We start from the raw sequence: 24434 nt of genomic DNA, 5'->3' as shown, positions 1-24434 counted from the left end.
ATAAAAAGCACATCCTTAGGGATGTGCTTTTTTTATGCCTATTTTAATGTAACAAATAAAATGTAACCTTTCATTACTGGCGAAATTAAGTATATTGTGGGATATCTCAAAAAGGTTAGTATAAGTATATGAGATCTGCCATTATATTGTATATATTTAGGGGAAAGGGGTAGAATTAAAAGAGTGAGTTCGAGTTTCTTCCTATTATAATGAATTATAGGAATGGTAATTACCAAAATCTTTCACTTTAAAAATCCTAAATAACGTATATAATAGAGAGTACATCGAGTTAAACATTCTACCAAAGAAGTTGGAAAAAATTATCGGTGAAAAAAGTAAAAAAAACCTTGTAATAACATGTAATATCATGTATAATCAAGATGTTGTGACATTGAGAACGATGATTCAGAAGGTTACCGCTTATAAAATAAGCAAATTTCTGAGGAGCGAATGTCCGGTTCATGAAACCAGACGACAAGTCACTGTATCATTTATATAGGTTTTGTAAAGCGAAAGTGCATAGGGGTTATCTCTGTGTAAGTTGAGCTTATGAAACACCTGGATGAGTGTACAGTTTCCACTAGTCGTGCTGCTTCAAATAAAGTACGAAAAGGAGGGGACTTTTTTTATGGCAAGCCCAAAAATCCGTATCACATTAAAAGCTTATGATCACAAATTAATCGATCAAACTGCAGCGCAAATCGTTGATATTGCGAAAAAAACTGGAGCAACAGTAAGTGGACCAATCCCACTTCCAACTAAAAAGGAAGTAGTAACAATCTTACGTGCAGTACACAAGTACAAAGACTCTAGAGAGCAGTTCGAAATGAGAACTCATAAGAGATTAATTGACGTTGAAGCTACACCAAAAACTGGTGATGCATTAATGCGTCTTGACTTACCAGCTGGTGTTGATATCAAAGTTGACGCTAGATAGTAAGAAAACACTTAAGGACGGTTATTAATCGTCTAGTATGATTATCCAAAGTGATAATCCGCTGTAGATATTAGGAGGTGTAAAGGATGAAAAAAGCAATTTTAGCTAAAAAAATTGGTATGACTCAAATTTTCAACGCTGATAACATGTTAATCCCAGTAACAGTATTAGAAGCTGGTCCATGTACAGTTGTTCAAAAGAAAACAGTTGATAACGATGGTTATGAAGCGATTCAAGTAGGTTTCGTAGATGCCAAAGAAAAACAACTTATTAAACCACAAAAAGGTCACTTTGCAAAAGCTGGTGTTACTGCTAAGAAACACTTAAAAGAATTCCGTTTAGAAGATATTTCTGCTTACGAAGTAGGCGCTGAAATTAAAGCTGACGCATTCGTTGCTGGTGATAAAGTAGACGTAGTTGGTATCTCTAAAGGTAAAGGTTACCAAGGAGCAATCAAAAAATACGGTCAAAGTCGTGGACCAATGGGTCACGGTTCTAAATCTCATAGAGTTGCAGGTTCAATGGGAGCTGCTACTAGCCCAGGACGCGTTATGAAAGGTAAAGGCCTTCCATCACACATGGGTAGTATTCAAATTACAGTTCAAAATCTTGAAGTTGTAAGAGTAGATGCTGAGAAAAACTTAATCCTTGTAAAAGGAGCTGTTCCAGGTTCAAAAGGAACAATCATTACAATCAAAGACAGCGTTAAAGCATAAGGCTGCTTGAGAAAGGAGGAACAAAGATGGCAAACGTATCTGTTTTAAATATGAACGGACAACAAGTTGGTGAAGTTGAATTAGTAGATTCAATCTTTGCTGTAGATGTAAAAGAAAATTTAGTACACACTGCTGTATTAGCTTACCTTGCTAATAGAAGACAAGGTACTCAAAGTGCTAAAACACGTGCTGAAGTACGTGGCGGTGGTAGAAAACCATGGAAACAAAAAGGTACAGGTAGAGCTAGACAAGGTTCTATTCGTTCACCACAATGGACAGGTGGTGGGGTAGTATTCGCTCCAAAACCACGTGATTACTCATTCAAAATGAACAGAACAGAAAAATTACTTGCTCTTAAATCAGCTCTTACAACAAGAGTTCAAGAAAATAAATTTATCGTATTAGATGAATTAGCATTAGCTGAAGCTAAGACTAAAGCAATGGTTAACGTTTTAACAGCGTTAGAACTTAAAAAAGCTTTAATCGTAACTGAAGATAAAGTATCTGAAGGTAGAGCTGCAGATAATAGTAAAAACGTTATGTTAGCAGCACGTAATATCCAAGGTATTAAAACTGCAAACGTAAACAACATTAACGTATACGACATCTTAAAATACGATACAGTTGTAGTAACAAAAGAAGCATTAGCTAAAATTGAGGAGGTGTACGCATAATGGCAGATTTAAAATTCTATGACGTCATTTTAAAACCAGTCGTTACTGAAAAAAGTATGAACGATATGGCAGAAAAGAAATATACATTCCTAGTACACCCAACTGCTACAAAATCTCAAGTTAAAGATGCAGTAGAAAAAATGTTCGACGGCGTTAAAGTTGACAAAGTAAACACAATGAACTACGATGGCAAAACAAAACGTCGTGGAAGATCAGTTGGTAAAACTAACAAATACAAAAAAGCAATCGTAAAACTTACAGAAGCAAGTAAAGACATTGACTTTTTCCAAGGAATGTAGTTAAATAGTAAAAGATGAAACACACGGCTATGTGTAACTTAAACGATTGAAAGGAGTGAACAGTAATGGGTATCAAAAAGTATAGACCATATACCCCTTCAAGAAGACATATGACTTCTTCAACTTTCGAAGAAATCACAAAAACAACTCCTGAGAAATCTTTAATTGTAACATTAAAGAAAAATTCAGGTAGAAATAATCAAGGTAAAATCACTGTTCGTCATCGTGGCGGCGGTTACAAAGTAAAATACAGAGTAATCGACTTTAAACGTAATAAAGATGGTGTTCCAGCTACAGTAGTAGGTGTAGAATACGATCCAAACAGAACAGCAAACATTGCATTACTTAGCTATGCAGATGGTGAAAAACGCTATATCTTAGCTCCTCTTGGTTTACAAGTAGGTCAAACAGTAATGAGTGGTGAAACAGCAGAAATCCGCATTGGTAACACTCTTAGAATGAGAGATATTCCAGTAGGTCAAACAATCCATAATATCGAAATGAAACCAGGCAAAGGTGGACAATTAGTTCGTTCTGCTGGTATGTCAGCTCAACTTATGGCTAAAGAAGGTAAATACGCAACAGTTAAACTTCCATCAGGAGAAATGCGTTTATTACCAATCGATTGTAAAGCTACAATTGGACAAGTTGGTAACATTGATCACGAACTTATCACAATTGGTAAAGCTGGACGTAAACGTCACATGGGTATCCGCCCAACAGTTCGTGGTTCTGTAATGAACCCTAACGATCACCCTCATGGTGGTGGGGAAGGTAGATCTCCAATTGGACGTCCAAATCCATGTACTCCTTGGGGTAAACCTGCTCTTGGATACAAAACAAGAAAGAAAAACAAACACTCAAATAAATATATTGTACGTTCACGTAACAAATAAATTTAAGTTTTTGAAAGGAGGCATCTTAAATGGCTCGTTCAGTTAAAAAAGGACCATTCGCAGACCAACGCTTACTTAATAAAATCGAAGCAATGAATGCTGTTGATGATAAAAAAGTAATCAAATCTTGGTCACGTCGTTCAACAATCTTCCCTCAAATGGTAGGACATACAATCGCCCTTCATGATGGTAGAAAACATGTTCCTGTATTCATTACAGAAGATATGGTAGGACACAAACTTGGTGAATTCGCATTAACAAGAACTTACCGTGGACACGGTAAAGACGCTGAGAAAAAATCAAGAGTTCGCTAATAAATAATATCGGAAGGAGGTCTTACGATGGCAAAAGGACATAGAACCCAGATAAAAAGAGAAAGAAATCAAAATAATGATAACAGACCAAGCGCAAAAGTAACTTTCGTACGTGTATCTAGCACAAAAGCGAAAATTGTACTTGATCAAATCAAAGGTAAAGATGTACAAACAGCACTTGCTATCTTAGCTTACACACCAAGATACGCTGCTGATGTTATCGAAAAAGTATTAAAATCAGCTATTGCTAACGCAGAACATAACAATGGTATGGACGTAAGCAAACTATTTGTTGAAGAAGCATACGCAACTCAAGGACCAACTCTTAAGAGAATCCGTCCTCGTGCTCAAGGTCGTGCTTACAGCATCCTAAAACAAACAAGCCACATTACTGTGGTAGTAAATGAGAGATAAGGAGGTTCGGTATGGGTCAAAAAGTAAATCCTCATGGATTAAGAGTAGGAGTTATCAAAGACTGGAGTGCTAAATGGTACGCAGATAAAGCAGACTTTGCTAACTACCTAGTAGAAGATGATAAAATTAGAAAATATATCAAAAAGAAACTTTACAGTGCTGGCATCGATAAAATCGATATCGAAAGAATGTCAAAACGTGTAAGAATTCATGTTCATACATCAAAACCTGGTATCGTAATCGGTAAAGGTGGAGCATCAATTGATGCACTTCGTAAAGAAGTAGAAAAACTTACAACATCAAAAGTTTCTATCAACATTGTTGAAGTTAAAAGACCAGAAACATCTGCTCAATTAACAGCAGAAAACATTGCATTACAATTAGAAAACCGTGTATCTTTCCGTCGTGCTATGAAACAAGCAATCGGTAAAGCTCAAAAATTCGGTGCTAAAGGTATCAAAGTTGCATGTGCAGGTCGTTTAGGTGGTGCTGAAATGGCACGTACAGAACAATATTCAGAAGGTACTATTCCACTTCAAACATTAAGAGCTGATATCGAGTATGGATTTGCTGAAGCAGATACAACATACGGTAAAATCGGTGTTAAAGTATGGATGTACAAAGGAGAAGTACTTCCTCAAAAAGTTAAAAAGGAAGGGAGCGATAACTAATGTTAATGCCTAAAAGAGTAAAACGTCGTAAACAGTTCCGTGGACGTATGAAAGGCCAAGCTACCCGTGGAAATAAAATCACTTATGGTGAATTCGGTATCGTTGCAATGGAACCAGGTTGGGTTAGATCTAACCAAATCGAATCTGCTCGTATCGCTATGACTCGTCATATCAAACGTGGTGGTAAAGTATGGATCAAAATCTTCCCAGATAAACCAGTAACAGCTAAACCAGCTGAAACACGCATGGGTTCTGGTAAAGGTTCAACAGAATACTGGGTAGCAGTAGTAAAACCAGGACGTGTTATGTTCGAATTATCAGGAGTAGCAGAAGAAGTAGCAAGAGAAGCGTTAAGACTTGCAATTCACAAATTACCAATGAAATGTAAGATCGTATCTCGTGCTGAACAAGAAATGGCAGGTGATGGTAGTGAAAACTAAAGCATTCTTAGAAGATTTAAGAGCAAAATCAGCTGAAGAATTAAATATCGAATTGGTGAATGCGAAAAAAGAACTTTTCAACTTAAGATTCCAAAACGCTACCAACCAATTAGATAATACAGCAAGAATTAAAGATGTTAGAAAAAACATTGCGCGTATTCAAACTATTATTACACAAAAACAAGCAGTGTAATAGAGAGGAGGAGAAATCGTGGCAGAAAGAAATTTACGTAAAACATTTGTAGGTAACGTAGTTAGCAACAAAATGGACAAAACTATTACTGTTGCCGTAGTTAATAATGTAAAACATCCTCTTTACGGAAAAATCATCAAAAAAACATACAAACTTCATGCACATGATGAAAACAATGAATGTGAAATCGGTGACCGTGTAAGAGTAATGGAAACAAGACCATTATCCAAGTCAAAGCGTTTTAGACTTGTTGAAATCGTAGAAAAAGTAAAATAAGTTTAGTAATCTTGAAAGGAGGGCACTTCTCATGATCCAACAAGAAAGTAGATTAAGAGTAGCAGACAATACAGGAGCTAAGGAAATTCTTTGTATCCGCGTATTAGGTGGCTCTACAAGAAGATATGCAGGTGTTGGCGATATTATTGTTGCTACAGTTAAAGATGCAACACCAGGTGGCGTTGTTAAAAAAGGTGATGTTGTTAAGGCTGTAGTAGTACGTACTGTAAAAGAAATCAGAAGACCAGATGGATCTTACATTAGATTTGATGAAAACGCTGCTGTTATCATCAAAGAAGATAAAAACCCAAGAGGAACTCGTATCTTTGGACCAGTTGCGAGAGAATTAAGAGATAAGAAATTTACAAAAATCTTATCACTTGCTCCAGAAGTTCTATAAGGAGGTGTAAGACATGAAAACTAAGTTAAAAAAAGGCGATAGAGTAATCGTTATTGCTGGTAAAGATAAAGGTAAAGAAGGCAATATCACTTTCATCGATCGTAAAAATGGACGTGTATTAGTTGACGGTGTTAACCAAGGTTTCAAACATCAAAAACCTAACGCAATGGGTCAAGGTGGACGTATTGAAAAAGAATTCCCAATTCACATTTCAAACGTTATGTACTCTTTAAACGGAGCTCCAGCTCGTTTAGGCGTAGAAATCAAAGATGACAAAAAAGTTCGTGTAGCAATTACTAAAAACGGTCGTTCTGTAATTGACTAATTGGCGAAAGGAGGACGTTAAACTATGAGTAGATTAAAAGATATGTACAATGAACAAATCATCGATGCAATGGTAGAAAAGTTTGGATACAAAAACAAACTTCAAGCTCCAAAAATCGAAAAAATCGTAATCAACATGGGTGTTGGTGAAGCGAAAGACAATGCTAAAGTATTAGAAAATGCTATTGGCGATATGGAAAAAATTTCTGGTCAAAAAGCTGTTACTACAAGAGCTAAAAAATCAGTTGCTGCTTTCAAACTTCGTGAAGGTATGCCAATCGGATGTAAAGTAACTCTTCGTGGCGAAAAAATGTATGAATTCCTTGATCGTTTAGTTAACTTAGCACTTCCACGTGTACGTGACTTCCGTGGTGTTAGTGCTACAGCTTTCGATGGTCGTGGTAACTATTCATTAGGTATTAAAGAACAAATTATTTTCCCAGAAATCGAGTATGATAAAATCGATAAAGTTCGTGGTATGGACGTTATTATTGTTACAACAGCTAAAACAGATGAAGAATCTCGTGAACTGTTAAGACAATTCGGAATGCCATTCCAAAAATAAGGAGGGTATCACATGGCAAAAACATCTATGAAAGTTAAGCAAGCTAGACCTGCTAAATTTTCAACTCAAGAATACAGCAGATGTCGCATTTGTGGACGTCCACATGCGTACATTAGAAAATATGGTATTTGTCGTATTTGCTTTAGAGAATTAGCATATAAAGGTCAAATTCCAGGCGTTAAAAAAGCAAGCTGGTAATACCAGAAAGGAGGTAACGAATTATGATGATGAGCGATCCAATTGCAGATATGTTAACAAGAATCAGAAACGCTAACGTGGCTAAACACGATACAGTAGAAGTTCCATCTTCTAAAATGAAAAAAGCGATTGCTGAGATCTTATTAAATGAAGGATACATCAAAGCTTATGATGTAACAGCTGATGGTGTTAAAGAAACTATCCGTATAACTCTTAAATACGGTAAAGATAAAAACGAAAAAGTTATTTCAGGGATCAAAAGAATCTCTAAACCAGGTCTTCGTGTATACGCTGACTCAGAAAACTTACCAAAAGTTTTAGGTGGACTTGGTACAGCAATTATTTCAACTAACAAAGGTGTTATAGCTGATAAAGAAGCTAGAAAACTTAATGTTGGTGGAGAAGTTATAGCATTTATTTGGTAATAAACAGCAAAAGTTTAAGGAGGTGCGAGCATGTCACGTATTGGTAGATTACCAGTTGTGATTCCAGCAGGCGTAACTATTACAGTTAGCGAAGCTAACGTTGTAGAAGTTAAAGGTCCTAAAGGAACATTAACAAAATCATTTGACAGTGCAATGAACATTGCGATCGAAGAAAATCAAGTGGTTGTTACTAGACCAAATGATTTAAAAAGAAATAAAGCTCTTCATGGTTTAACTAGAACACTTATTGCTAACATGATCGAAGGTGTATCTAATGGTTACACTAAAGTGTTAGAAATTAATGGTGTTGGTTACAGAGCACAAAAACAAGGAACAAAATTAATTCTTTCATTAGGATACTCTCACCCAGTAGAAATGGAAGATCCAGAAGGTATCACAACAACAATGGAAGGTAATAACAAAATCACTGTTGCAGGTATCAATAAAGAACAAGTTGGCCAATTTGCTGCTGATATCCGTTCAAAACGTCCACCAGAGCCATACAAAGGTAAAGGTATTAAGTACGTTGATGAAGTAATCAGACGTAAAGTAGGTAAAACAGGTAAAAAATAATCGCAAAGGGGTGAATTAAATGATCAGTAAACAATCACGTAGTAAAGTTCGTGTTCAAAAACATAGAAGACTTCGTAACAAGATCGAAGGTACAGCTCAAAGACCTAGACTTGCCGTATTCAGAAGTGAAAAACACATCTACGCTCAAATTATTGATGATGTAAAAGCTGTAACATTAGTATCAGCTTCTACAGTTGAAAAAGATCTTAACATTAAAGTTGGATCAAATGTTGAAGCAGCAGCAGCTGTTGGTACAGCAATTGCTAAAAAAGCACTTGCTAACGGTATTGAAGAAGTAGTATTTGACCGTGGTGGTTTCTTATACCATGGTAGAGTAAAAGCATTAGCTGACGCAGCTCGTGAAGCTGGGTTACAATTCTAGTAAAGGAGGGAACACAGATGGCTAAAAGACTTAATATTAATCCAAATGCTTTGGAATTAAAAGAAAAAGTTGTTACTATTAAACGTGTAACAAAAGTAGTTAAAGGTGGTCGTACATTCCGTTTCTCTGCTTTAGTAGTAGTAGGAGATGGAAACGGACACGTTGGTGTAGGTTTAGGTAAAGCTATGGAAATTCCAGATGCAATCAGAAAAGGAATTGAAGATGCTAAGAAAAACCTTATCTTTATTGAAAGAAATGATGCTGATAGTATCTACCATGAATTCGTAGGTACATTCGGTAGTGCACACGTTCTTCTTAAACCAGCTAAAGAAGGTACTGGAGTTATCGCAGGTGGTCCAGCTCGTGCTGTACTTGAACTTGCAGGTATCCGTAACATCAGAACTAAATCTTTAGGTTCAAACAACAAGAAAAACGTAGTTCACGCTACAATCGAAGGTCTTGCAGGACTTAAAACTCCAGCAGAAGTTGCAAAACTTCGTGGAAAAACTGTAGAAGAGCTTCTAGGATAGGAGGAATAGTCAGTGGCTAATTTAAAAGTAACTTTAGTAAAATCCACAATCGGGGCAATTCCAAAGCATAAAAAAACTATCGAAGCGCTCGGATTAAGAAAAATGAATAGTACAAACATCCACCAAGATAATGATGCTATCCGTGGTATGATTGCACAAGTAAGACACTTAGTAAAAGTTGAAGAAATCAACGAATAATTACTGATTTAGCAAAGGAGGTGCAAAGAATGAATTTAAGCTCATTAAGACCAGCAGAAGGTTCAAAAAAAGACTCTTTCCGTACAGGTAGAGGACATGGTTCAGGTAACGGTAAAACAGCCGGTAAAGGACATAAAGGACAAAAAGCAAGAAGCGGTGGCGGAGTTAGACCAGGATTTGAAGGGGGTCAAATGCCTCTTTACAGACGTTTACCAAAACGTGGTTTCACATGCCGTAACAGCAAAGATATCGTAGCAATCAACGTAGATATGCTTAACCGTTTCGAAGATGGTGCGGTTGTAACAATCGACGCTATGGTTCAAGCAGGTATCGTAAAAAATACTAGAGATGGTATTAAGATCCTTGCTAAAGGTGACCTTACTAAAAAACTTACAGTACAAGCTAACGCGTTTAGTGCTGGTGCTGTAGAAAAAATTGAAGCTGTGGGTGGAAAAGCAGAGGTGATGTAGGTGTTTAAAACTCTTAAAAATGCATGGAGAGTACCAGAACTGCGAAAAAAGATAATTTTTACCCTATGGATGTTTGCCTTAGTTAGACTTGGAGCTCATGTTCCAGTCCCAGGCATTGATCCAATTGCTGTTGAACAAGTATTAGGTCAAAACTCTAACGGTATGTTAGGGCTTATGAATGCTATTACAGGAGGAGCCTTTAGCCAAATGGCACTCTTTGCCTTTGGTGTAGGGCCTTACATTACAGCATCTATTATTATTCAACTTTTAACTATCGCTATTACTAGATTAGAAGAGCTATCAAAAGAAGGCGAAGACGGTCGTAAAAAGATCAACAAGTATACTAGATATGTAACATTAGTTCTTGCTATCATGCAAGCTGGTGGAACAACTTATATGTTATATCAATCCAATGTTTTGGTTGAGAAAAACTTACTAGTATTTGCTCTTGCATTCATTTCATTTATTGCTGGTTCTATGTTAGTAATGTGGATAGGAGAGCAAATTACAGAAAAGGGTATCGGAAACGGTATTTCCCTAATTATCTTTATTAACATCGTTTCTAGACTTCCACAAGGAGCTATAAGCCTACTAGCATATGATAATTATGTTAAAGTTGCTATTCTAGTTTTATTATTTGTAATTATGATTGGATTCACAGTGCTTATGTCACTAGGTGAAAGAAGAATCTCTGTACAATATGCAAAACGTGTAGCAGGTAGAAAAGTATATGGTGGTCAATCACAAAATATACCTATCAAAGTAAACCTTGCAGGTGTACTTCCTGTTATCTTTGCAATGTCACTTATTCAATTCCCTGAGACAATAACAAATTTATTTGTTAAAACACCAAGTGAATTTTGGCAAACAGCAATACAGTGGCTCAGATGGTCTCATCCATTTGGTGCAGTACTCTATGTAGTATTAATCTTTGCATTTGCTTTCTTCTATTCTACAATTGCATTTAATCCAGTAGAAATAGCAGCAAACCTTAAAAAAGGTGGCGGTTTTATTCCTGGTATTCGTCCAGGTAAACCAACATCAGACTACCTTTCAAAGACAGCAACACACATTACTTTAATGGGAGCTATCTTCCTTGCGATATTAGCACTTTCACCATTAGTACTGGGAGCTATCTTCAAGATGCCAGTACAATTTGGTGGAACTTCACTTCTTATCGTAGTAGGTGTTGCACTTGAAACAGTTAAACAATTAGAATCACAAATGCTAATGCGCCATTATAAAGGATTTCTATAAGAATTAAAATTGGGGGTTGCCGTAATGAGATTAATATTATTAGGTGCACCTGGAGCAGGTAAAGGCACACAAGCAGAAATGCTTATGAAACTATACAATATTCCAACGATCTCAACAGGAAATATTTTTAGAGAGCATATCTCAAAGAATACTGAGTTAGGTCAAGAAGCTAAAAAGTACATGGATGAAGGTAAGTTGGTACCTGATGAGCTCGTATTAGAACTTGTCAAAGATCGTATAGTTCAAAAAGATTGTGAAAATGGCATGATCTTGGATGGTTTTCCAAGAACTATACCACAAGCAAAGGCATTGGATGCAATGCTAAAAGAAATCGGTAAACCAATTGACTCTGTACTCGATGTAGAAGTACCAGACGAAGTTATTATCGAACGTATGGCTGGTAGAACTGTTTGTCCTAGCTGCGGCGCTTCATATCATAAACTATTCAAAGTAGAAACAGTACCAGGTATTTGTAATGAATGTTCTACTCATCTGATTCAAAGAGAAGATGATAAAGAAGAGACAGTTAAGAAAAGATTAGAAGTTTATCATGCACAAACTAAACCTCTTATCGATCACTATCAACAACAAGATAAAGTGCTTGTTATTGATGGAGTAGGAACTGTAGATGAAGTGCGTGCAAGGGTAAAGAAAGCATTAGGAGTGAACTAAAATGCCAATTCCCATTAAATCCGACGATGAAATTAAGTTAATGCAAGAATCAGCTCAGATACTTATTGAGGCACATGAATTGGTGGCTAAGCATATTAGACCAGGTGTAACGACAAAAGAATTAGACCAGGTAGCTTATAAGTTTATTACAAGTAAGCATGCTATACCTTCCTTTAAAGGATACTGTGGCTACCCAGCCTCAGCGTGTATATCTATTAATGAAGAAGTTGTACATGGTATTCCAGGGCCAAGAAAACTCAAACAAGGTGACATAGTAAGTGTCGACCTTGGGGTATACTATAAAGGGTATCATTCTGATGCCGCAAGAACTTATCCAGTCGGAGATGTATCACCTGATGTTTTGAAACTAATTGAAGTTACAAAGCAGTGTTTCTTTGAAGGACTAAAATACGCAAAAGCTGGCAATCATTTAGGACAGATATCTAAAGCTATTCAAGACTATGCTGAATCCTTTGGATACGGTGTAGTAAGAGACTTGGTTGGCCATGGTATTGGTGAAGAATTACATGAAGATCCTCAAGTGCCTAACTATAAGGCACCAGGTCGTGGTGTAAAGCTTGAAAAAGGCATGGCACTTGCTATTGAGCCTATGATTAACATGGGAACATACCAAGTACAATGCTTAGATGATGACTGGACTTTTGTAACTAGAGATGGATTACCATCAGCTCACTATGAGAATACTATTGTAATTACAGATGATGAACCACTTATTTTGACACTCAGATCAGAAGACGAGGGTGATAAATAATGAGAGACTTTGAAGTAGGTCAAGTGGTATTTTCAAAATGTGGCAGAGATAAAGGTCATGCATTTATAGTTATTAGTTTAGAAGAAGAATATGCTTACCTTGCAGATGGAGATCTAAGAAAATTAGCATCTCCAAAGCGTAAAAAGTATAAACATATTCAAGGGACTCTTGAAGTGATTCAAGATCTCAAACAAAATATAATCGAAGAAAACGTATCAGATGCTCATATCCGCAAAGGTATTAAAGCTTATCTGGTAAAGACTTCTATATAGAGGAGGTTTGTAACTTGGCAAAAGGTGATGTTTTTGAAGTAGAGGGAACAGTGATAGAAAAGTTACCAAATGCGATGTTCCAAGTTGAGATTGAAGGCGGTCACAAAGTACTTGCTCATATCTCTGGAAAACTTCGTATGAATTTTATCCGTGTATTACCGGGTGATAAAGTAACTGTGGAACTTTCTCCATATGATTTAACCAAGGGACGAATTATTTGGCGTTCTAAATAAATGGTAAACGGAAAGGAGAGCAGAAAATGAAAGTACGCCCATCTGTTAAAAAGATATGTGAAAAATGTAAAGTAATCAAAAGAAAAGGCCGTGTTTGCGTTATCTGTGAAAATCCAAAACACAAACAAAGACAAGGTTAATGCTTTACGAAATGCATTGATTTATGTCGCAAGTTAATATATAATATTACCTTGTGAGTTAACTTTAAGCGGCTGCGGCATTCATGGTAAATGCTGTATTATATATATATCAATCAATAGGAGGTGCAAATCTATATGGCACGTATTGCAGGTGTAGACTTACCAAAAAATAAGCGTGTTGAAGTTGGTCTTACTTATATCTATGGTATAGGTCGTCCAAGTTCTCGTAGAATCCTTACAGAAGCTGGTATCAATTTCGATACAAGAATTAAGGATTTAACTGATGAAGAAGTAAATAAACTTCGTGACATCATTGATAAAACTCAAATGGTTGAAGGTGACCTTCGTCGTGAAATCGCTCTTAACATTAAACGATTAATGGAAATCGGATGCTATAGAGGAATTCGTCATAGACGTGGCCTTCCAGTAAGAGGACAAAAAACTAAAACGAATGCTCGTACACGTAAAGGTCCTAAGAAAACAGTAGCTAACAAGAAAAAATAGTTAAATAAAGGAGGTTAAGGTCTCATGGCAGCAGCAAAAAAAGTGGCAAAAAAGGGAACAACTCGTAGACGTCGTGACAGAAAACATGTAGAACGCGGTATGGCTCATATCCAATCTACTTTTAATAATACAATGGTTACATTAACTGATACAAACGGCAACGCTCTTTCATGGGCAAGTGCTGGTGGCCTTGGTTTCAGAGGTTCTAGAAAATCAACTCCATACGCAGCTCAAATGGCGGCTGAAACAGCAGCTAAAGCAGCAATGGAACACGGTTTAAAATCAGTTGAAGTAATGGTAAAAGGTCCAGGATCCGGTAGAGAAGCAGCTATTCGTGCGCTTCAAGCAGCTGGTTTAGAAGTAACATTAATTAAAGATGTAACTCCTGTACCACATAATGGATGTCGTCCACCAAAACGTAGAAGAGTGTAATAGGAGGTGTAAATAGAAATGGCTAGATATATTGGAGCTAAATGTAAACAATGTCGTCGTGAAGGTAAAAAATTATTCCTTAAAGGCGAAAGATGCTACACAGCAGCTTGTGCTATTGAGAGAAGACCATATGCACCAGGTCAACATGGTCAACAAAAAACAAAATTATCTGAGTACGGCTTACAATTACGTGAAAAACAAAAAGCTAAAAGAATCTATGGTGTTCTTGAAGGTCAATTCAGAACATACTTTGAAAAATCAGATGCACAACCAGGCATCACAGGTGAAAACTTACTTCGTAATCTTGAACTTCGTTTAGACAACGTAGCTTACCGCTTAGGTCTTGGACGTTCTCGTACAGAAGCTAGACAAGTTGTTCGTCATAACCTTGTTACAGTTAACGGTAAAAGAGTTAACATTCCATCATACCAAGTTAAAATTGGTGATGTAATTGAAGTTAAAGAAGATGCAAAAAGCTTCGAACGCTTCAAACAAATTACTGAAGTAACAGGTTCTCGTATTGTACCAGAATGGTTAGAAGCTGATATCGAAGCTCTTAAAGGTACTGTTAAAGCAGTTCCAGCAAGAGATCAAATCGATACAGATATCCAAGAAACACTTATCGTTGAGCTTTACTCTAAGTAATAGTTCGTCACCCTCGAAAGACTATTTTAATATTAAAGGAGGGTTTATCGGGTGTTGGAATTTGAAAAACCACAAATTGAAATTAAAGAAATGTCACCTGACGGTAGATACGGCTGTTTCGTTGTAGAACCACTAGAAAGAGGATACGGGACAACTCTCGGGAATGGATTACGTAGAATCCTTTCTTCTTCTCTTCCAGGTTCTGCAGTAAGCAGCGTAAAAATCGAAGGTGTACTACATGAATTTAGTAGTATTCCAGGTGTTAAAGAAGATGTCCTTGAAATCATATTAAATATCAAAGGTCTTGCGATCAAAGATATTAGTGATAATATGGAGCCAAAAGTAATTTACATTGAGGCTACAGGTGAAGGTGTAGTAACTGCTGGGGATATTAAATGTCCTGCAGAAATCGAAATCCTTAACCCAGAACATCATATTGCTACATTAAGTGGCGATGCAAACAGTCGTTTATACATTGAACTCACTGTAACTCGTGGACGTGGGTACATTGGTACAAACAAACTTAAAAAGACTGATTTACCAATTGGTGTTATCCCTGTAGATGCAAGTTACACACCAGTAGAACGTATCAACTTTACTGTTGAAGATACTCGTGTTGGTCAACAAACTGACTATGATAAACTTACATTACAAGTATGGACTAATGGTACTTTAAAACCAGATGAAGCAGTTAGTTTAGCTGCTAAAGTATTAAGTGAACATTTAAATCTTTTCATAGACTTAAGTGAAAATGCACGTAATGCTGAAATCATGGTTACTAAAGAAGACGATTCTAAAGAAAAAACTCTTGAGATGACTATCGAAGAGCTTGATCTTTCAGTTCGTTCATTCAACTGTTTAAAACGTGCAGGTATCAACACTGTTGAAGACCTTACAAACAAAACAGAAGATGAAATGATGAAAGTTCGTAATTTAGGACGCAAATCACTTGAAGAAGTGTTCCAAAAACTTGAAGAGCTTGGATTTGCTTTAAAACCAAGCGAAGATTAGTGACAAACTAAAGGAGGTTACGGCATGGCTCAAAGAAAACTTGGTCGTGATGCAGCTGGACGTAAAGCATTACTTCGTAATCAAGTAACAAATCTCTTATACCATGGTAAGATTAAAACTACTACAGCAAAAGCTAAAGAGATTCGTAAGATTGCAGAAGGCTTAATCGCTATGGCTGTTCGTGAAAAAGACAACTATGAAGAAGTAAAAGTTACTGCAAAAGTGCCTAAAAAAGACGTTAACGGTAAACGTGTTAAAGAAGTCGTAGACGGTAAAAAAGTAACAGTATTTGAAGAAGTAGAAAAAACAATCAAAAAAGATAGCTCTACTCGTTTACATGCGAGAAGACAAATGTTAAAGGTATTATATCCTGTAACAGAAGTTAATGTAAACAAAAGAAGACAAGCTAAAACTGTTGATTTAACAGATAAATTATTCAGCGAAATCGCTCCAAAATACGCAGATCGTAATGGTGGTTACACAAGAATCATCAAAATCGGACCACGTAAAGGTGACGGTGCTGAAGAAGTTATCATTGAATTAGTTTAATGTCCAGGGATTAAGAATTTGCTCTTAATCCCTTTTCTGTATACTTTTTTATAATTTGCTATTTACATTAGTAGGTTATCACGTTATTTTATTAACTATAACCTATTTATTTAAGCAGCAAAATTATACAATAGGACTATATAGTAACTTTATATATTGGGTATCACTCCATGAAAGAAAGAGTGAATAGAAAAGAGGAAAGAGCATGACAGAGATTGTAAAAGCGAAAGACTTAACATACGAATATTATATCCACGATGAACAAGGTGAGATTCAGGATAAAATCGTTGCTTTAGATCATATCAATGCGACAATTAATGAAGGTGAATTTGTAGCAGTACTTGGTCATAATGGCTCAGGTAAGTCTACATTTGCCAAACATCTTAATGGTATTCTGTCACCAAAGTCAGGTGTATTATGGGTTAATGGAATCGATTTAAGTAATGGTGAGCATATTTGGGAAGTACGTAAAGATGTAGGCATGGTATTCCAAAATCCTGATAATCAAATTGTTGCAACTATTGTAGAGGAAGATGTGGCATTTGGTCCAGAGAACTTGGGGATAGAATCAAGTGAAATAAGAAAACGTGTGGATGAAGCTTTACATACAGTAGAGATGGATGACTATAAGCGTGTTTCACCAAATCAATTATCAGGTGGGCAGAAGCAACGTATTGCTATTGCAGGGGTTATTGCTATGGAGCCGAAGTGTATCATTTTTGATGAAGCTACAGCAATGCTAGACCCAATTGGACGTAAACAAGTCATGGAGACTATGGTAAAGCTAAATAAGGAACAAGGGATTACGATTATTCATATTACTCATTACATGCAGGAAGCTATTTTAGCAGATCGTATTTTAGTAATAGATGGTGGGAAGGTCATCTTATCAGGTACCCCTAAGGAAGTATTTAAGAACGTAGAACAGATAAGAGCAATTGGTTTAGATGTACCAGATTCAACCTACCTTATTTACTTGTTAAGACAGAAGGGATACAACTTAGATCCTACTATGTTAAGTACTGAGGAGGTTGTAGAAGCAATATGGCAATTAAGATAAAAAATTTAACACATAAGTATAATGAAGGAACACCTTTTGAAAAGGTAGCCCTTAAAAATATTAATATTCATATTAAAGATGGTACATTTCTAGGCATTATTGGTCATACAGGTTCAGGAAAGAGTACATTAATACAAATGTTTAATGGGCTTCTTAAGCCTACAGAAGGTCAGGTATTTGTAAAAGGTATAGACATACATGCTCAAAATACAAATAAAAAGCAAATTAGGCAGTCTGTAGGTCTGGTATTCCAGTATCCTGAATATCAACTATTTGAGATGACAGTATATGATGATGTAGCTTATGGACCTAAAAATTTAGGATTAGAGGGAGATGCACTTAAAAAACGTATTGAACAATCTTTAAGAGCAGTAGGCCTTAAGGAAGAACTATGGCAAAAGTCACCTTTTGAATTATCAGGTGGACAAAAACGCCGTGTTGCTATTGCAGGTGTACTCGCTATGAATCCAGATATTTTAATTCTAGATGAGCCAACAGCAGGCTTAGACCCAAAAGGGAGAGAAGAGCTTTTTGGACAACTTAAGAAGATGCATGAAGAAAGTCATTTAACCATTGTACTTATTTCACATAGTATGGAAGATGTGGCAAGATATGCAGAAGAACTTGTTGTACTTTACCGAGGGGAAGTTGCTTTTAAAGGTGAGACGAGAGAAATCTTTAAACATAGAAGAGACCTTGAATGTATTGGCCTTGGTGTGCCACAAGTAAGGCATATTATGGATGAACTTAAGGAAAAAGGTATGGATATAGATAGTGATGTACTTACTGTAGAAGAAGCAGCTGATAAGTTAGTACAGTACTTAGAAAGAGGGGGAAAGTAGATGATTAGAGATATTACCATAGGACAATACTACCCAGTAGACTCTAAGATTCATCGCTTAGACCCTAGGACAAAGATTTTATTAACTTTTGCCTATATTATTGCACTTTTTTTAGTAGATACCGTATGGGGATATCTAGGAGTAATGCTTTCATTAGCTTTAGCTATTAAGATAAGTAAAGTCCCACTTAAATATATGCTAAAAGGTTTAAAGAGTATTGTTTTTATCCTACTCTTTACAGTAGTGCTTAATATCTTCTTTACACCTGGAGAACATATTATTTTGGAGTGGGGTTTCCTAAAAGTCACATGGGAGGGCATACTGTTTGCTGTTGAAATGGGAACAAGATTAATTCTTTTAATCGTTGGTAGTTCACTGCTTACTTTAACCACTTCTCCAATTCAGCTTACCGATGGTATAGAGAGTCTGCTTATGCCATTTACAAAGATTCATGTACCAGCTCATGAAATTGCTATGATGATGAGTATATCACTTAGATTTATTCCAATTCTTTTAGAAGAGACAGATAAGATTATGAAGGCTCAAACAGCACGTGGAGCAGACTTTGAAACAGGTAATATTATGCAGCGTGCCAAAGCTATGATTCCAATTATGGTACCATTGTTTATTTCTGCGTTTAGAAGAGCAGAGGAATTAGCCATGGCAATGGAAGCAAGATGTTATCAAGGTGGTAAAGGACGTACACGTATGAATAAGCTACAATATAGTGGACGAGATTATATTGCCTTTGGTTGTGGTGTAGCTTATATTGTTATGTGTATCATTTTATAATTGAAGCGTATTTAACAGGATTAGAAGATTTAAGTTGATCATCTATAGAGTATTAATCTTATAATGTTATTTATAGGTGATGAGGTATTATAGATGCGAGTTATTTAACAATATATTTGTTATAAGATGATTTATAAACCGAATTAAGAGAATAGAGTCTACGTTAGGTTGATAACGTAGGCTCTTATTGATGAAAAGATATATAGTAATACTTTTAATAGGAAGAAAGTCGTACTAATATATAAATTAAGAGATTGATAAATTATTTTACATAGAGAAGATAAATAGAGAAATGAGGAGGATCTATGAGGAGAGTACAGCTCATAGTAGCTTATGATGGAACTAATTTTCATGGTTTTGCTAAACAAAATCATGCAGCAACAATTCAAGGAACAATTGAAAAGGCATTATATGAATTAACAAAAGAAAAGATTGATTTAGTAGGATCAGGACGTACAGATGCAGGGGTACATGCAAAAGGACAATGTTGTATTATTGATACCAACACTACTATTCCAACTAAGAATTTAGTAAAGGCCTTGAATGGACGTTTGCCTAAGAGTATTGTAATTAAAGATGCTATGGATGTAAAAGAAGATTTTCATCCACGCTTTATGGCAAAGCGAAAGACATATCGCTATCAAATTTTAACCAGTTCAGTAAATGATCCATTTGTAGGACCATTTAGCTATTTTTATCCTTATCCATTAGATATTGAAAGAATGCAAAAAGCAGCTAAGTATATAGAAGGTGAGCATGACTTTAAAGGTTTTTGTGCATCAGGAAGTTCAGTAAAAGGTACAGTGCGTATGGTATATAGTATAGAAGTTAGAAAGGTAGATGACCTTATACAGATAGATATATGTGGTAATGGCTTCTTATATAATATGGTGCGTATTATAGCAGGTACACTTATCGAGGTGGGCAGAGGAAAGAAGGCTCCTAGATGTATAGCTGAAATGATAGAGAAAAAAGATCGTACATTAGGAGGTCCTACTGCACCACCAGAGGGTCTTACTCTTCTAGAAGTATATTATGATGATGCATTACGTTATGAATAGTATGGAGATATGTTGAAAAATATTATTTAGACTGGAATAATCTTTTTCCTTATTCTATAAAGTATTAAATTATCATAACGTGTAACTACATGAATAGATATGTATTTCTAAGTTTATATAAGACATAAAAAGTAATAACAAGTATAAAATTATACGTTTTAAATGCATAATAATAGTTTAATTTAGACTTATAAATACAAATTCCACAGAGTATGTAGTAAAACTAGAAAAATGTGGATAACTACTCAAAAAAAATGGATAAAATGTGCATAAATAAATGAAGTGTAGTATCTTGACAGGCTATGTGACCTATACTATAATGTAATTTGTGTTAATAAGCCCACTTATAAAATCCAAATAGCCCCGGATTTTATATTAAATAGACGGTTTAACTAGCGAAGACTAGAATCCGAAGGAGGGAATTATATGAGAACAACATACATGGCAAATGCTCAAAATGTTGAAAGAAATTGGTATGTTATTGATGCTGAAGGTCAAACAGTAGGTAGACTTGCAAGCCAAATCGCGGCAGTATTAAGAGGTAAAAACAAACCTACTTATACTCCACACGTAGATTGCGGTGATCACGTTATCGTAATCAATGCAGAAAAAGTAGTATTCACAGGTAAAAAACTTGACCAAAAATTATACAGAAGACACTCTGGATACGCTGGTGGTTTAAAAGAGACTAAAGCACGCGATATGCTTAACACTCATCCAGAACGCGTTATTATGTACGCTGTAAAAGGTATGCTTCCTAAAAACTCTTTAGGTAGACAAATGCTTACAAAATTACGTGTATACGCTGGAACAGAGCACAATCATGAAGCTCAACAACCAGTAGAACTTAAATTCAACTAATAGTATCGAGAGGAGGAAATACAAATGGCAGCAGTTAGATATTATGGAACAGGTAGACGTAAAAGCTCTGTAGCTAGAGTATACCTTGTACCAGGAACAGGTAAAATCACAATCAATAAAAGAGATATCGAAGAATACTTCGGTCTTGAAACATTAAAAGTTATCACTCGTCAACCTTTAGTACTTACAGAAACATTAACTAAATTTGATGTTAGAGTAAACGTTCACGGTGGTGGTACAACAGGACAAGCAGGTGCTATCCGTCATGGTATTAGCCGTGCTCTTCTTCAAGCTGATGGAGAATTCCGTCCAGCTCTTAAAAAAGCAGGTTTCTTAACAAGGGATCCAAGAATGAAAGAAAGAAAAAAATACGGTCTCAAAGCTGCGAGACGTGCACCACAATTCTCAAAAAGATAATTTTACGTGCACACGTATTCAAGAACTCCAAAGAGTTATACTCTTTGGAGTTCTTTTTTTGTGCGTGCATAGAAAAGCTAAAACTGCAAATTATCTTATATAGAGATCACATCTTGAAAGCTTATAGATAGGGGGAAGCCCTTAACTAGAGCTGATTAATGATAATGAGGAGGCAGCACTTTTATGCAGGGCAGCGGAAAATTATTTAAAAAGATTAGGGAGTATGAAGCTTCTATGCTTTCTAAAAAAGATTATCTTACAAAAGAGTTTGAGCTCAAGGATAATGAAGTACTTGTAGATATCAACTTATATGAAGGTCTTACAGTAATCGATCCTTTATCATGGGGTAAGCAAAGTGAGTTGAATGGAGAGATTTATGAGTATATTGACAATAAAACATATATCATTCCTGTAAAATATTCTATTACTTTATGTTTTCATCATGATGGGATTAGTGAAGAGGAGCAGAATAAGATTAGAGAATTGATAGAAGAACATTATATGCTTGTTTTACATGATAAGAAGGTAGACTTAGGTATTAATGCAATAAAGGTACTAGGGCTTGGAATTGTAGGTGCACTTTTGTTAAGTATGTATTTTGTTTTACAAGTAACAAGTATACAGCAACTTTTCATGGAATTTTTAAGTATAGCAGGTACCTTTGCATTATGGGAAGCAGTGGATTTCTATTTATTAGAAAGAAGGGAAATACAGCAAGAGAGGTTAAATGCTGGGCAGATTGTATTAAGTCATGTTATTTTCTCACAAAAGAACCAAGAGGAAGGATAATAATCTTTGAGATGAGTTGACAAAAAGAAGCTTTCTCCTTATACTTACTTATGATAATTACTAATAGTAACTAATTTGGAAAACGATAAGGAACATATTAATTTTAAATTAGGATAGAGGGTTATGGAGGAGGCATAAAATATGAACACAGAAAAAATAAAGGAGCTTTTAAACAGTTGTTTTACTGCCAAAAAGATTACAGAAACAATGGAGGAGCTACCAAAAGGATTTAAGCCAAGGCATATACATGTCATTGATAGTATTTATACTATTGGAGAGCGAAAAGAAGATGTACGTATTAGTGATGTAAGTAAGGAACTTCATATTACGACACCTAGTGTAACAAAGTTAATCAATGAGTTAGAGGCCATGGAGGCAGTCGAAAAATATACATGGAGTGAAGATAAACGTGTGACTTTAGTACGTCTAACCAAACTTGGGCAGTGCTATCAAAAACATTATGTCTTAGAGTACCATGAAGCGTGGGCAAAGGGACTAAGTGACATTACAGATGAAGAAGTGGATCTTGTTGTAAGTGTCATCGAAAAATTGCAGCAAGCTATGCCAAAGCAAGGAGGCGAGCATGAGTAGTCATTCAGATTTTTCAACAGGTAAAATTTCTACAATGATTCTTAAGTTTTCTATTCCAGCTGCCGTATCTTTGTTGATTACAGCAATCTACAATATAGTAGACCGAATGTTTATTGGTAACGTTAATGGAAGTACAGCATTAGCTGCATTATCTATTTGTTTTCCACTTTCTTTTATGATGATTGCATTTGGGTTGATGTGTAGTGCAGGGGGTTCAACACTCTTTACATTACTAAGAGGTAAAGGGGATGAAGCAGGAGCAAATCGTGCATTTAGTTCAGCTTTTTTATTGACGATTCTATTTGAAGTAATTTTATCTATTGTACTATTAGTTTTTGCCCCAACCTTTTTAACGCTCTTTGGAGTTACAGAGACAACTTATGATTTGGCTCTACAATATTATAAGATTGTTAGTTTGGGATGTGTCTTCCAGGGCTTAACCTTTATATTATGTGATTTTGTACGTGTATCAGGTAAGCCTATTATGGGGATGTGGGTAACGACCTTAGGGGCTGTTACAAATATTATTTTAGATGCGGTATTTGTTGCTGGATTAGGATGGGGTGTTCAAGGGGCTGCATGGGCAACTATAATTGGGCAAGTTGTATCGGTAGTATTTGGAGCTTGGATGATCTTCTCAGGAAGGACATTAGTAAAAATTAAGAGTGAAAGCTTTAAGATAGATTCTGCTATTTCAAAAGAACTTCTTAAATGTGGTTTTGCTTTTTGGATTGCTCAGATTGCTATGGGATTTATTGCTTTAGTTTATAATGGACAATTAGGTAAATATGGTGGAGACATTGCTATTAGTGTGTATGCTGTAATTTCAAGTATTATGACCTTTGTTATTATGCCTGCAAGTGGTATTAGTCAGGGAATTCAACCTTTAGTTGGATTTAACTATAGTACAGGGCACTATGATAGAGTTAAGAAAATTTTTCTTCAAGCAACAGCCTTCTCTGTAGGGATAACCCTTATTATATGGAGCGTGACTGAATTGTTCCCAGGTTTTATTATTAATATGTTTGGTGGTGGAAGTGAGTTATTGGAGATAGGTATACCTGCTCTTAGAACTAACTTTATTATTGCACCAGTACTTGGATTTGTTATGCTAGCAACAACTTTCTTCCAATCTATAGGGAAGCCGAATGCTTCTTCTGTGATTACCTTAATAAGACAGGTTGTAGCGCTTATTCCCCTGATTTACTTATTACCTATAGTACTTGGAACAATAGGGATCTTCTATGCACAGCCTATAAGTGATCTACTTGCAACGGTGTTATCATGGGTATTAATACATAAGGAATTTAAGAAGTTAGTTCAGGATAAATGATAGAATCATTTGTATAGCTAGAGGTAATAGAATTATTTACAAAGCTAGCTATAAAGATAAGCAAAAGAGTTAATTTACAATGATAAGTAATAAGGATAGGCTGTAGAAAGAAGTAATTTATAGTGATAACTTATAAGGATAGAATAAAGAAGTAATTTGTAAAGATGAAGTATAAGAATAAGTAATAAAAATAGCTCATAAAGTATAGAAACAAAAATGCCTTCAGTAGACTACTAAGAGTCACTGAAGGCATTTTTTTAAGCACTAATATAGTCTACGACATCCATAAAAGTACAAAATATTTCT

At 35.7% G+C, this 24434-nt stretch carries 41 protein-coding genes; all 41 read left to right on the top strand.

The features are described from left to right. Positions 1-628: 628 nt before the first annotated feature. The 41 genes from rpsJ (at position 629) to PBV87_RS12230 (ending at position 24128) form a co-directional block, all read left to right on the top strand. Complete coding sequence (gene rpsJ, locus PBV87_RS12430; RefSeq protein ID WP_053983227.1) at positions 629-937, top strand: 30S ribosomal protein S10; 309 nt, start codon at positions 629-631, stop codon at positions 935-937. Positions 938-1023: 86 nt separating this feature from the next. After that, positions 1024-1653 carry a 50S ribosomal protein L3 gene (gene rplC / locus PBV87_RS12425; protein ID WP_053983228.1) on the top strand — a complete coding sequence of 210 codons (630 nt, stop codon included), beginning with the start codon at positions 1024-1026 and terminating at the stop codon, positions 1651-1653. A 26-nt stretch (positions 1654-1679) separates the two neighbouring features. Next, positions 1680-2327, top strand: a complete 648-nt coding sequence (rplD, locus tag PBV87_RS12420; protein ID WP_053983229.1) for a 50S ribosomal protein L4 — start codon at positions 1680-1682, stop codon at positions 2325-2327. Then, entirely contained in the window at positions 2327-2626 is a 300-nt protein-coding gene (rplW, locus tag PBV87_RS12415) for a 50S ribosomal protein L23 (protein ID WP_053983230.1), read from the top strand. Before rplD ends, rplW begins: the two co-directional genes overlap by 1 nt. Before the next feature lie 65 nt (positions 2627-2691). Continuing rightward, positions 2692-3522 (top strand): 50S ribosomal protein L2, encoded by an 831-nt coding sequence (gene rplB / locus PBV87_RS12410; protein ID WP_053983231.1) that lies wholly within the window; start codon positions 2692-2694, stop codon positions 3520-3522. Between the two features lie 29 nt (positions 3523-3551). Continuing rightward, on the top strand, positions 3552-3836 hold the full coding sequence (gene rpsS, locus PBV87_RS12405) for a 30S ribosomal protein S19 (protein WP_053983232.1): 285 nt from the start codon (positions 3552-3554) through the stop codon (positions 3834-3836). Between the two features lie 27 nt (positions 3837-3863). Further along, positions 3864-4250: a 50S ribosomal protein L22 gene (gene rplV, locus PBV87_RS12400; RefSeq protein ID WP_053983233.1), complete on the top strand. Its 387-nt coding sequence runs from the start codon at positions 3864-3866 to the stop codon at positions 4248-4250. 11 nt (positions 4251-4261) lie between these two features. Next, complete coding sequence (rpsC, locus tag PBV87_RS12395; RefSeq protein ID WP_053983234.1) at positions 4262-4921, top strand: 30S ribosomal protein S3; 660 nt, start codon at positions 4262-4264, stop codon at positions 4919-4921. Beyond that, positions 4921-5361 (top strand): 50S ribosomal protein L16, encoded by a 441-nt coding sequence (rplP, locus tag PBV87_RS12390; RefSeq protein WP_053983235.1) that lies wholly within the window; start codon positions 4921-4923, stop codon positions 5359-5361. Before rpsC ends, rplP begins: the two co-directional genes overlap by 1 nt. Beyond that, entirely contained in the window at positions 5351-5554 is a 204-nt protein-coding gene (rpmC, locus tag PBV87_RS12385) for a 50S ribosomal protein L29 (protein WP_053983236.1), read from the top strand. Before rplP ends, rpmC begins: the two co-directional genes overlap by 11 nt. 18 nt (positions 5555-5572) lie before the next feature. After that, positions 5573-5830, top strand: coding sequence for a 30S ribosomal protein S17 (gene rpsQ, locus PBV87_RS12380; RefSeq protein ID WP_053983237.1), 258 nt, complete (start codon positions 5573-5575; stop codon positions 5828-5830). Between the two features lie 31 nt (positions 5831-5861). Then, on the top strand, positions 5862-6230 hold the full coding sequence (rplN, locus tag PBV87_RS12375; RefSeq protein ID WP_053983238.1) for a 50S ribosomal protein L14: 369 nt from the start codon (positions 5862-5864) through the stop codon (positions 6228-6230). Between the two features lie 13 nt (positions 6231-6243). Next, on the top strand, positions 6244-6555 hold the full coding sequence (rplX, locus tag PBV87_RS12370; RefSeq protein WP_053983239.1) for a 50S ribosomal protein L24: 312 nt from the start codon (positions 6244-6246) through the stop codon (positions 6553-6555). A 24-nt stretch (positions 6556-6579) separates the two neighbouring features. After that, positions 6580-7119 (top strand): 50S ribosomal protein L5, encoded by a 540-nt coding sequence (rplE, locus tag PBV87_RS12365; RefSeq protein ID WP_271012495.1) that lies wholly within the window; start codon positions 6580-6582, stop codon positions 7117-7119. Between the two features lie 12 nt (positions 7120-7131). Then, positions 7132-7317 (top strand): type Z 30S ribosomal protein S14, encoded by a 186-nt coding sequence (locus PBV87_RS12360; RefSeq protein ID WP_053983241.1) that lies wholly within the window; start codon positions 7132-7134, stop codon positions 7315-7317. A gap of 23 nt (positions 7318-7340) precedes the next feature. Then, entirely contained in the window at positions 7341-7742 is a 402-nt protein-coding gene (gene rpsH / locus PBV87_RS12355; protein WP_053983242.1) for a 30S ribosomal protein S8, read from the top strand. Between the two features lie 30 nt (positions 7743-7772). Next, entirely contained in the window at positions 7773-8315 is a 543-nt protein-coding gene (rplF, locus tag PBV87_RS12350) for a 50S ribosomal protein L6 (protein WP_053983243.1), read from the top strand. A 19-nt stretch (positions 8316-8334) separates the two neighbouring features. Continuing rightward, a complete protein-coding gene (gene rplR, locus PBV87_RS12345) occupies positions 8335-8697 on the top strand; it encodes a 50S ribosomal protein L18 (protein WP_053983244.1) in 363 nt (120 codons plus the stop codon). A 17-nt stretch (positions 8698-8714) separates the two neighbouring features. After that, entirely contained in the window at positions 8715-9227 is a 513-nt protein-coding gene (rpsE, locus tag PBV87_RS12340) for a 30S ribosomal protein S5 (protein ID WP_053983245.1), read from the top strand. Between the two features lie 12 nt (positions 9228-9239). Next, positions 9240-9425, top strand: coding sequence for a 50S ribosomal protein L30 (gene rpmD, locus PBV87_RS12335; RefSeq protein ID WP_053983246.1), 186 nt, complete (start codon positions 9240-9242; stop codon positions 9423-9425). Between the two features lie 29 nt (positions 9426-9454). Beyond that, positions 9455-9895 carry a 50S ribosomal protein L15 gene (rplO, locus tag PBV87_RS12330; RefSeq protein ID WP_053983247.1) on the top strand — a complete coding sequence of 147 codons (441 nt, stop codon included), beginning with the start codon at positions 9455-9457 and terminating at the stop codon, positions 9893-9895. Continuing rightward, positions 9896-11152, top strand: a complete 1257-nt coding sequence (gene secY, locus PBV87_RS12325; RefSeq protein ID WP_271012494.1) for a preprotein translocase subunit SecY — start codon at positions 9896-9898, stop codon at positions 11150-11152. Positions 11153-11176: 24 nt separating this feature from the next. Then, entirely contained in the window at positions 11177-11824 is a 648-nt protein-coding gene (locus tag PBV87_RS12320; RefSeq protein ID WP_271012493.1) for an adenylate kinase, read from the top strand. 1 nt (position 11825) lies between these two features. Beyond that, positions 11826-12596: a type I methionyl aminopeptidase gene (gene map, locus PBV87_RS12315; RefSeq protein ID WP_053983250.1), complete on the top strand. Its 771-nt coding sequence runs from the start codon at positions 11826-11828 to the stop codon at positions 12594-12596. After that, positions 12596-12868, top strand: a complete 273-nt coding sequence (locus PBV87_RS12310) for a KOW domain-containing RNA-binding protein (RefSeq protein WP_053983251.1) — start codon at positions 12596-12598, stop codon at positions 12866-12868. The genes map and PBV87_RS12310 overlap by 1 nt, the downstream gene beginning before the upstream one ends. Before the next feature lie 14 nt (positions 12869-12882). After that, positions 12883-13101, top strand: a complete 219-nt coding sequence (infA, locus tag PBV87_RS12305) for a translation initiation factor IF-1 (protein WP_053983252.1) — start codon at positions 12883-12885, stop codon at positions 13099-13101. Between the two features lie 26 nt (positions 13102-13127). Next, positions 13128-13241: a 50S ribosomal protein L36 gene (rpmJ, locus tag PBV87_RS12300; RefSeq protein WP_053983253.1), complete on the top strand. Its 114-nt coding sequence runs from the start codon at positions 13128-13130 to the stop codon at positions 13239-13241. 135 nt (positions 13242-13376) lie between these two features. After that, on the top strand, positions 13377-13745 hold the full coding sequence (gene rpsM / locus PBV87_RS12295) for a 30S ribosomal protein S13 (protein WP_053983254.1): 369 nt from the start codon (positions 13377-13379) through the stop codon (positions 13743-13745). A 24-nt stretch (positions 13746-13769) separates the two neighbouring features. Next, positions 13770-14177, top strand: a complete 408-nt coding sequence (gene rpsK, locus PBV87_RS12290; RefSeq protein ID WP_271012492.1) for a 30S ribosomal protein S11 — start codon at positions 13770-13772, stop codon at positions 14175-14177. An 18-nt stretch (positions 14178-14195) separates the two neighbouring features. Further along, on the top strand, positions 14196-14822 hold the full coding sequence (rpsD, locus tag PBV87_RS12285; RefSeq protein WP_271012491.1) for a 30S ribosomal protein S4: 627 nt from the start codon (positions 14196-14198) through the stop codon (positions 14820-14822). A 51-nt stretch (positions 14823-14873) separates the two neighbouring features. Then, the gene (locus tag PBV87_RS12280) at positions 14874-15833 is read left to right on the top strand and encodes a DNA-directed RNA polymerase subunit alpha (protein ID WP_053983257.1); all 960 of its coding nucleotides are present in this window, start codon (positions 14874-14876) and stop codon (positions 15831-15833) included. A gap of 24 nt (positions 15834-15857) precedes the next feature. Further along, positions 15858-16382 carry a bL17 family ribosomal protein gene (locus PBV87_RS12275; protein WP_053983258.1) on the top strand — a complete coding sequence of 175 codons (525 nt, stop codon included), beginning with the start codon at positions 15858-15860 and terminating at the stop codon, positions 16380-16382. A gap of 205 nt (positions 16383-16587) precedes the next feature. Beyond that, positions 16588-17442: an energy-coupling factor transporter ATPase gene (locus tag PBV87_RS12270; RefSeq protein WP_053983259.1), complete on the top strand. Its 855-nt coding sequence runs from the start codon at positions 16588-16590 to the stop codon at positions 17440-17442. Continuing rightward, complete coding sequence (locus tag PBV87_RS12265; protein WP_271012490.1) at positions 17427-18284, top strand: energy-coupling factor transporter ATPase; 858 nt, start codon at positions 17427-17429, stop codon at positions 18282-18284. Before PBV87_RS12270 ends, PBV87_RS12265 begins: the two co-directional genes overlap by 16 nt. Continuing rightward, positions 18285-19076 carry an energy-coupling factor transporter transmembrane component T family protein gene (locus PBV87_RS12260; protein ID WP_271012489.1) on the top strand — a complete coding sequence of 264 codons (792 nt, stop codon included), beginning with the start codon at positions 18285-18287 and terminating at the stop codon, positions 19074-19076. Between the two features lie 305 nt (positions 19077-19381). Next, a complete protein-coding gene (truA, locus tag PBV87_RS12255; protein ID WP_271012488.1) occupies positions 19382-20137 on the top strand; it encodes a tRNA pseudouridine(38-40) synthase TruA in 756 nt (251 codons plus the stop codon). Positions 20138-20563: 426 nt separating this feature from the next. Beyond that, positions 20564-20998, top strand: coding sequence for a 50S ribosomal protein L13 (gene rplM, locus PBV87_RS12250; protein WP_053983263.1), 435 nt, complete (start codon positions 20564-20566; stop codon positions 20996-20998). Positions 20999-21022: 24 nt separating this feature from the next. After that, the gene (gene rpsI / locus PBV87_RS12245) at positions 21023-21415 is read left to right on the top strand and encodes a 30S ribosomal protein S9 (RefSeq protein ID WP_053983264.1); all 393 of its coding nucleotides are present in this window, start codon (positions 21023-21025) and stop codon (positions 21413-21415) included. A gap of 183 nt (positions 21416-21598) precedes the next feature. Beyond that, positions 21599-22204, top strand: coding sequence for a hypothetical protein (locus PBV87_RS12240; RefSeq protein ID WP_271012487.1), 606 nt, complete (start codon positions 21599-21601; stop codon positions 22202-22204). A 141-nt stretch (positions 22205-22345) separates the two neighbouring features. Next, positions 22346-22795: a MarR family winged helix-turn-helix transcriptional regulator gene (locus PBV87_RS12235; protein ID WP_053983266.1), complete on the top strand. Its 450-nt coding sequence runs from the start codon at positions 22346-22348 to the stop codon at positions 22793-22795. After that, positions 22788-24128 (top strand): MATE family efflux transporter, encoded by a 1341-nt coding sequence (locus tag PBV87_RS12230; RefSeq protein WP_271012486.1) that lies wholly within the window; start codon positions 22788-22790, stop codon positions 24126-24128. The genes PBV87_RS12235 and PBV87_RS12230 overlap by 8 nt, the downstream gene beginning before the upstream one ends. The last annotated feature ends 306 nt before the right edge of the window (positions 24129-24434 follow it).

The organism is Holtiella tumoricola (assembly GCF_027857615.1).
GTDB classification, from domain to species: domain Bacteria; phylum Bacillota; class Clostridia; order Lachnospirales; family Cellulosilyticaceae; genus Holtiella; species Holtiella tumoricola.
This window is presented reverse-complemented; position numbering and strand designations above follow the sequence as displayed.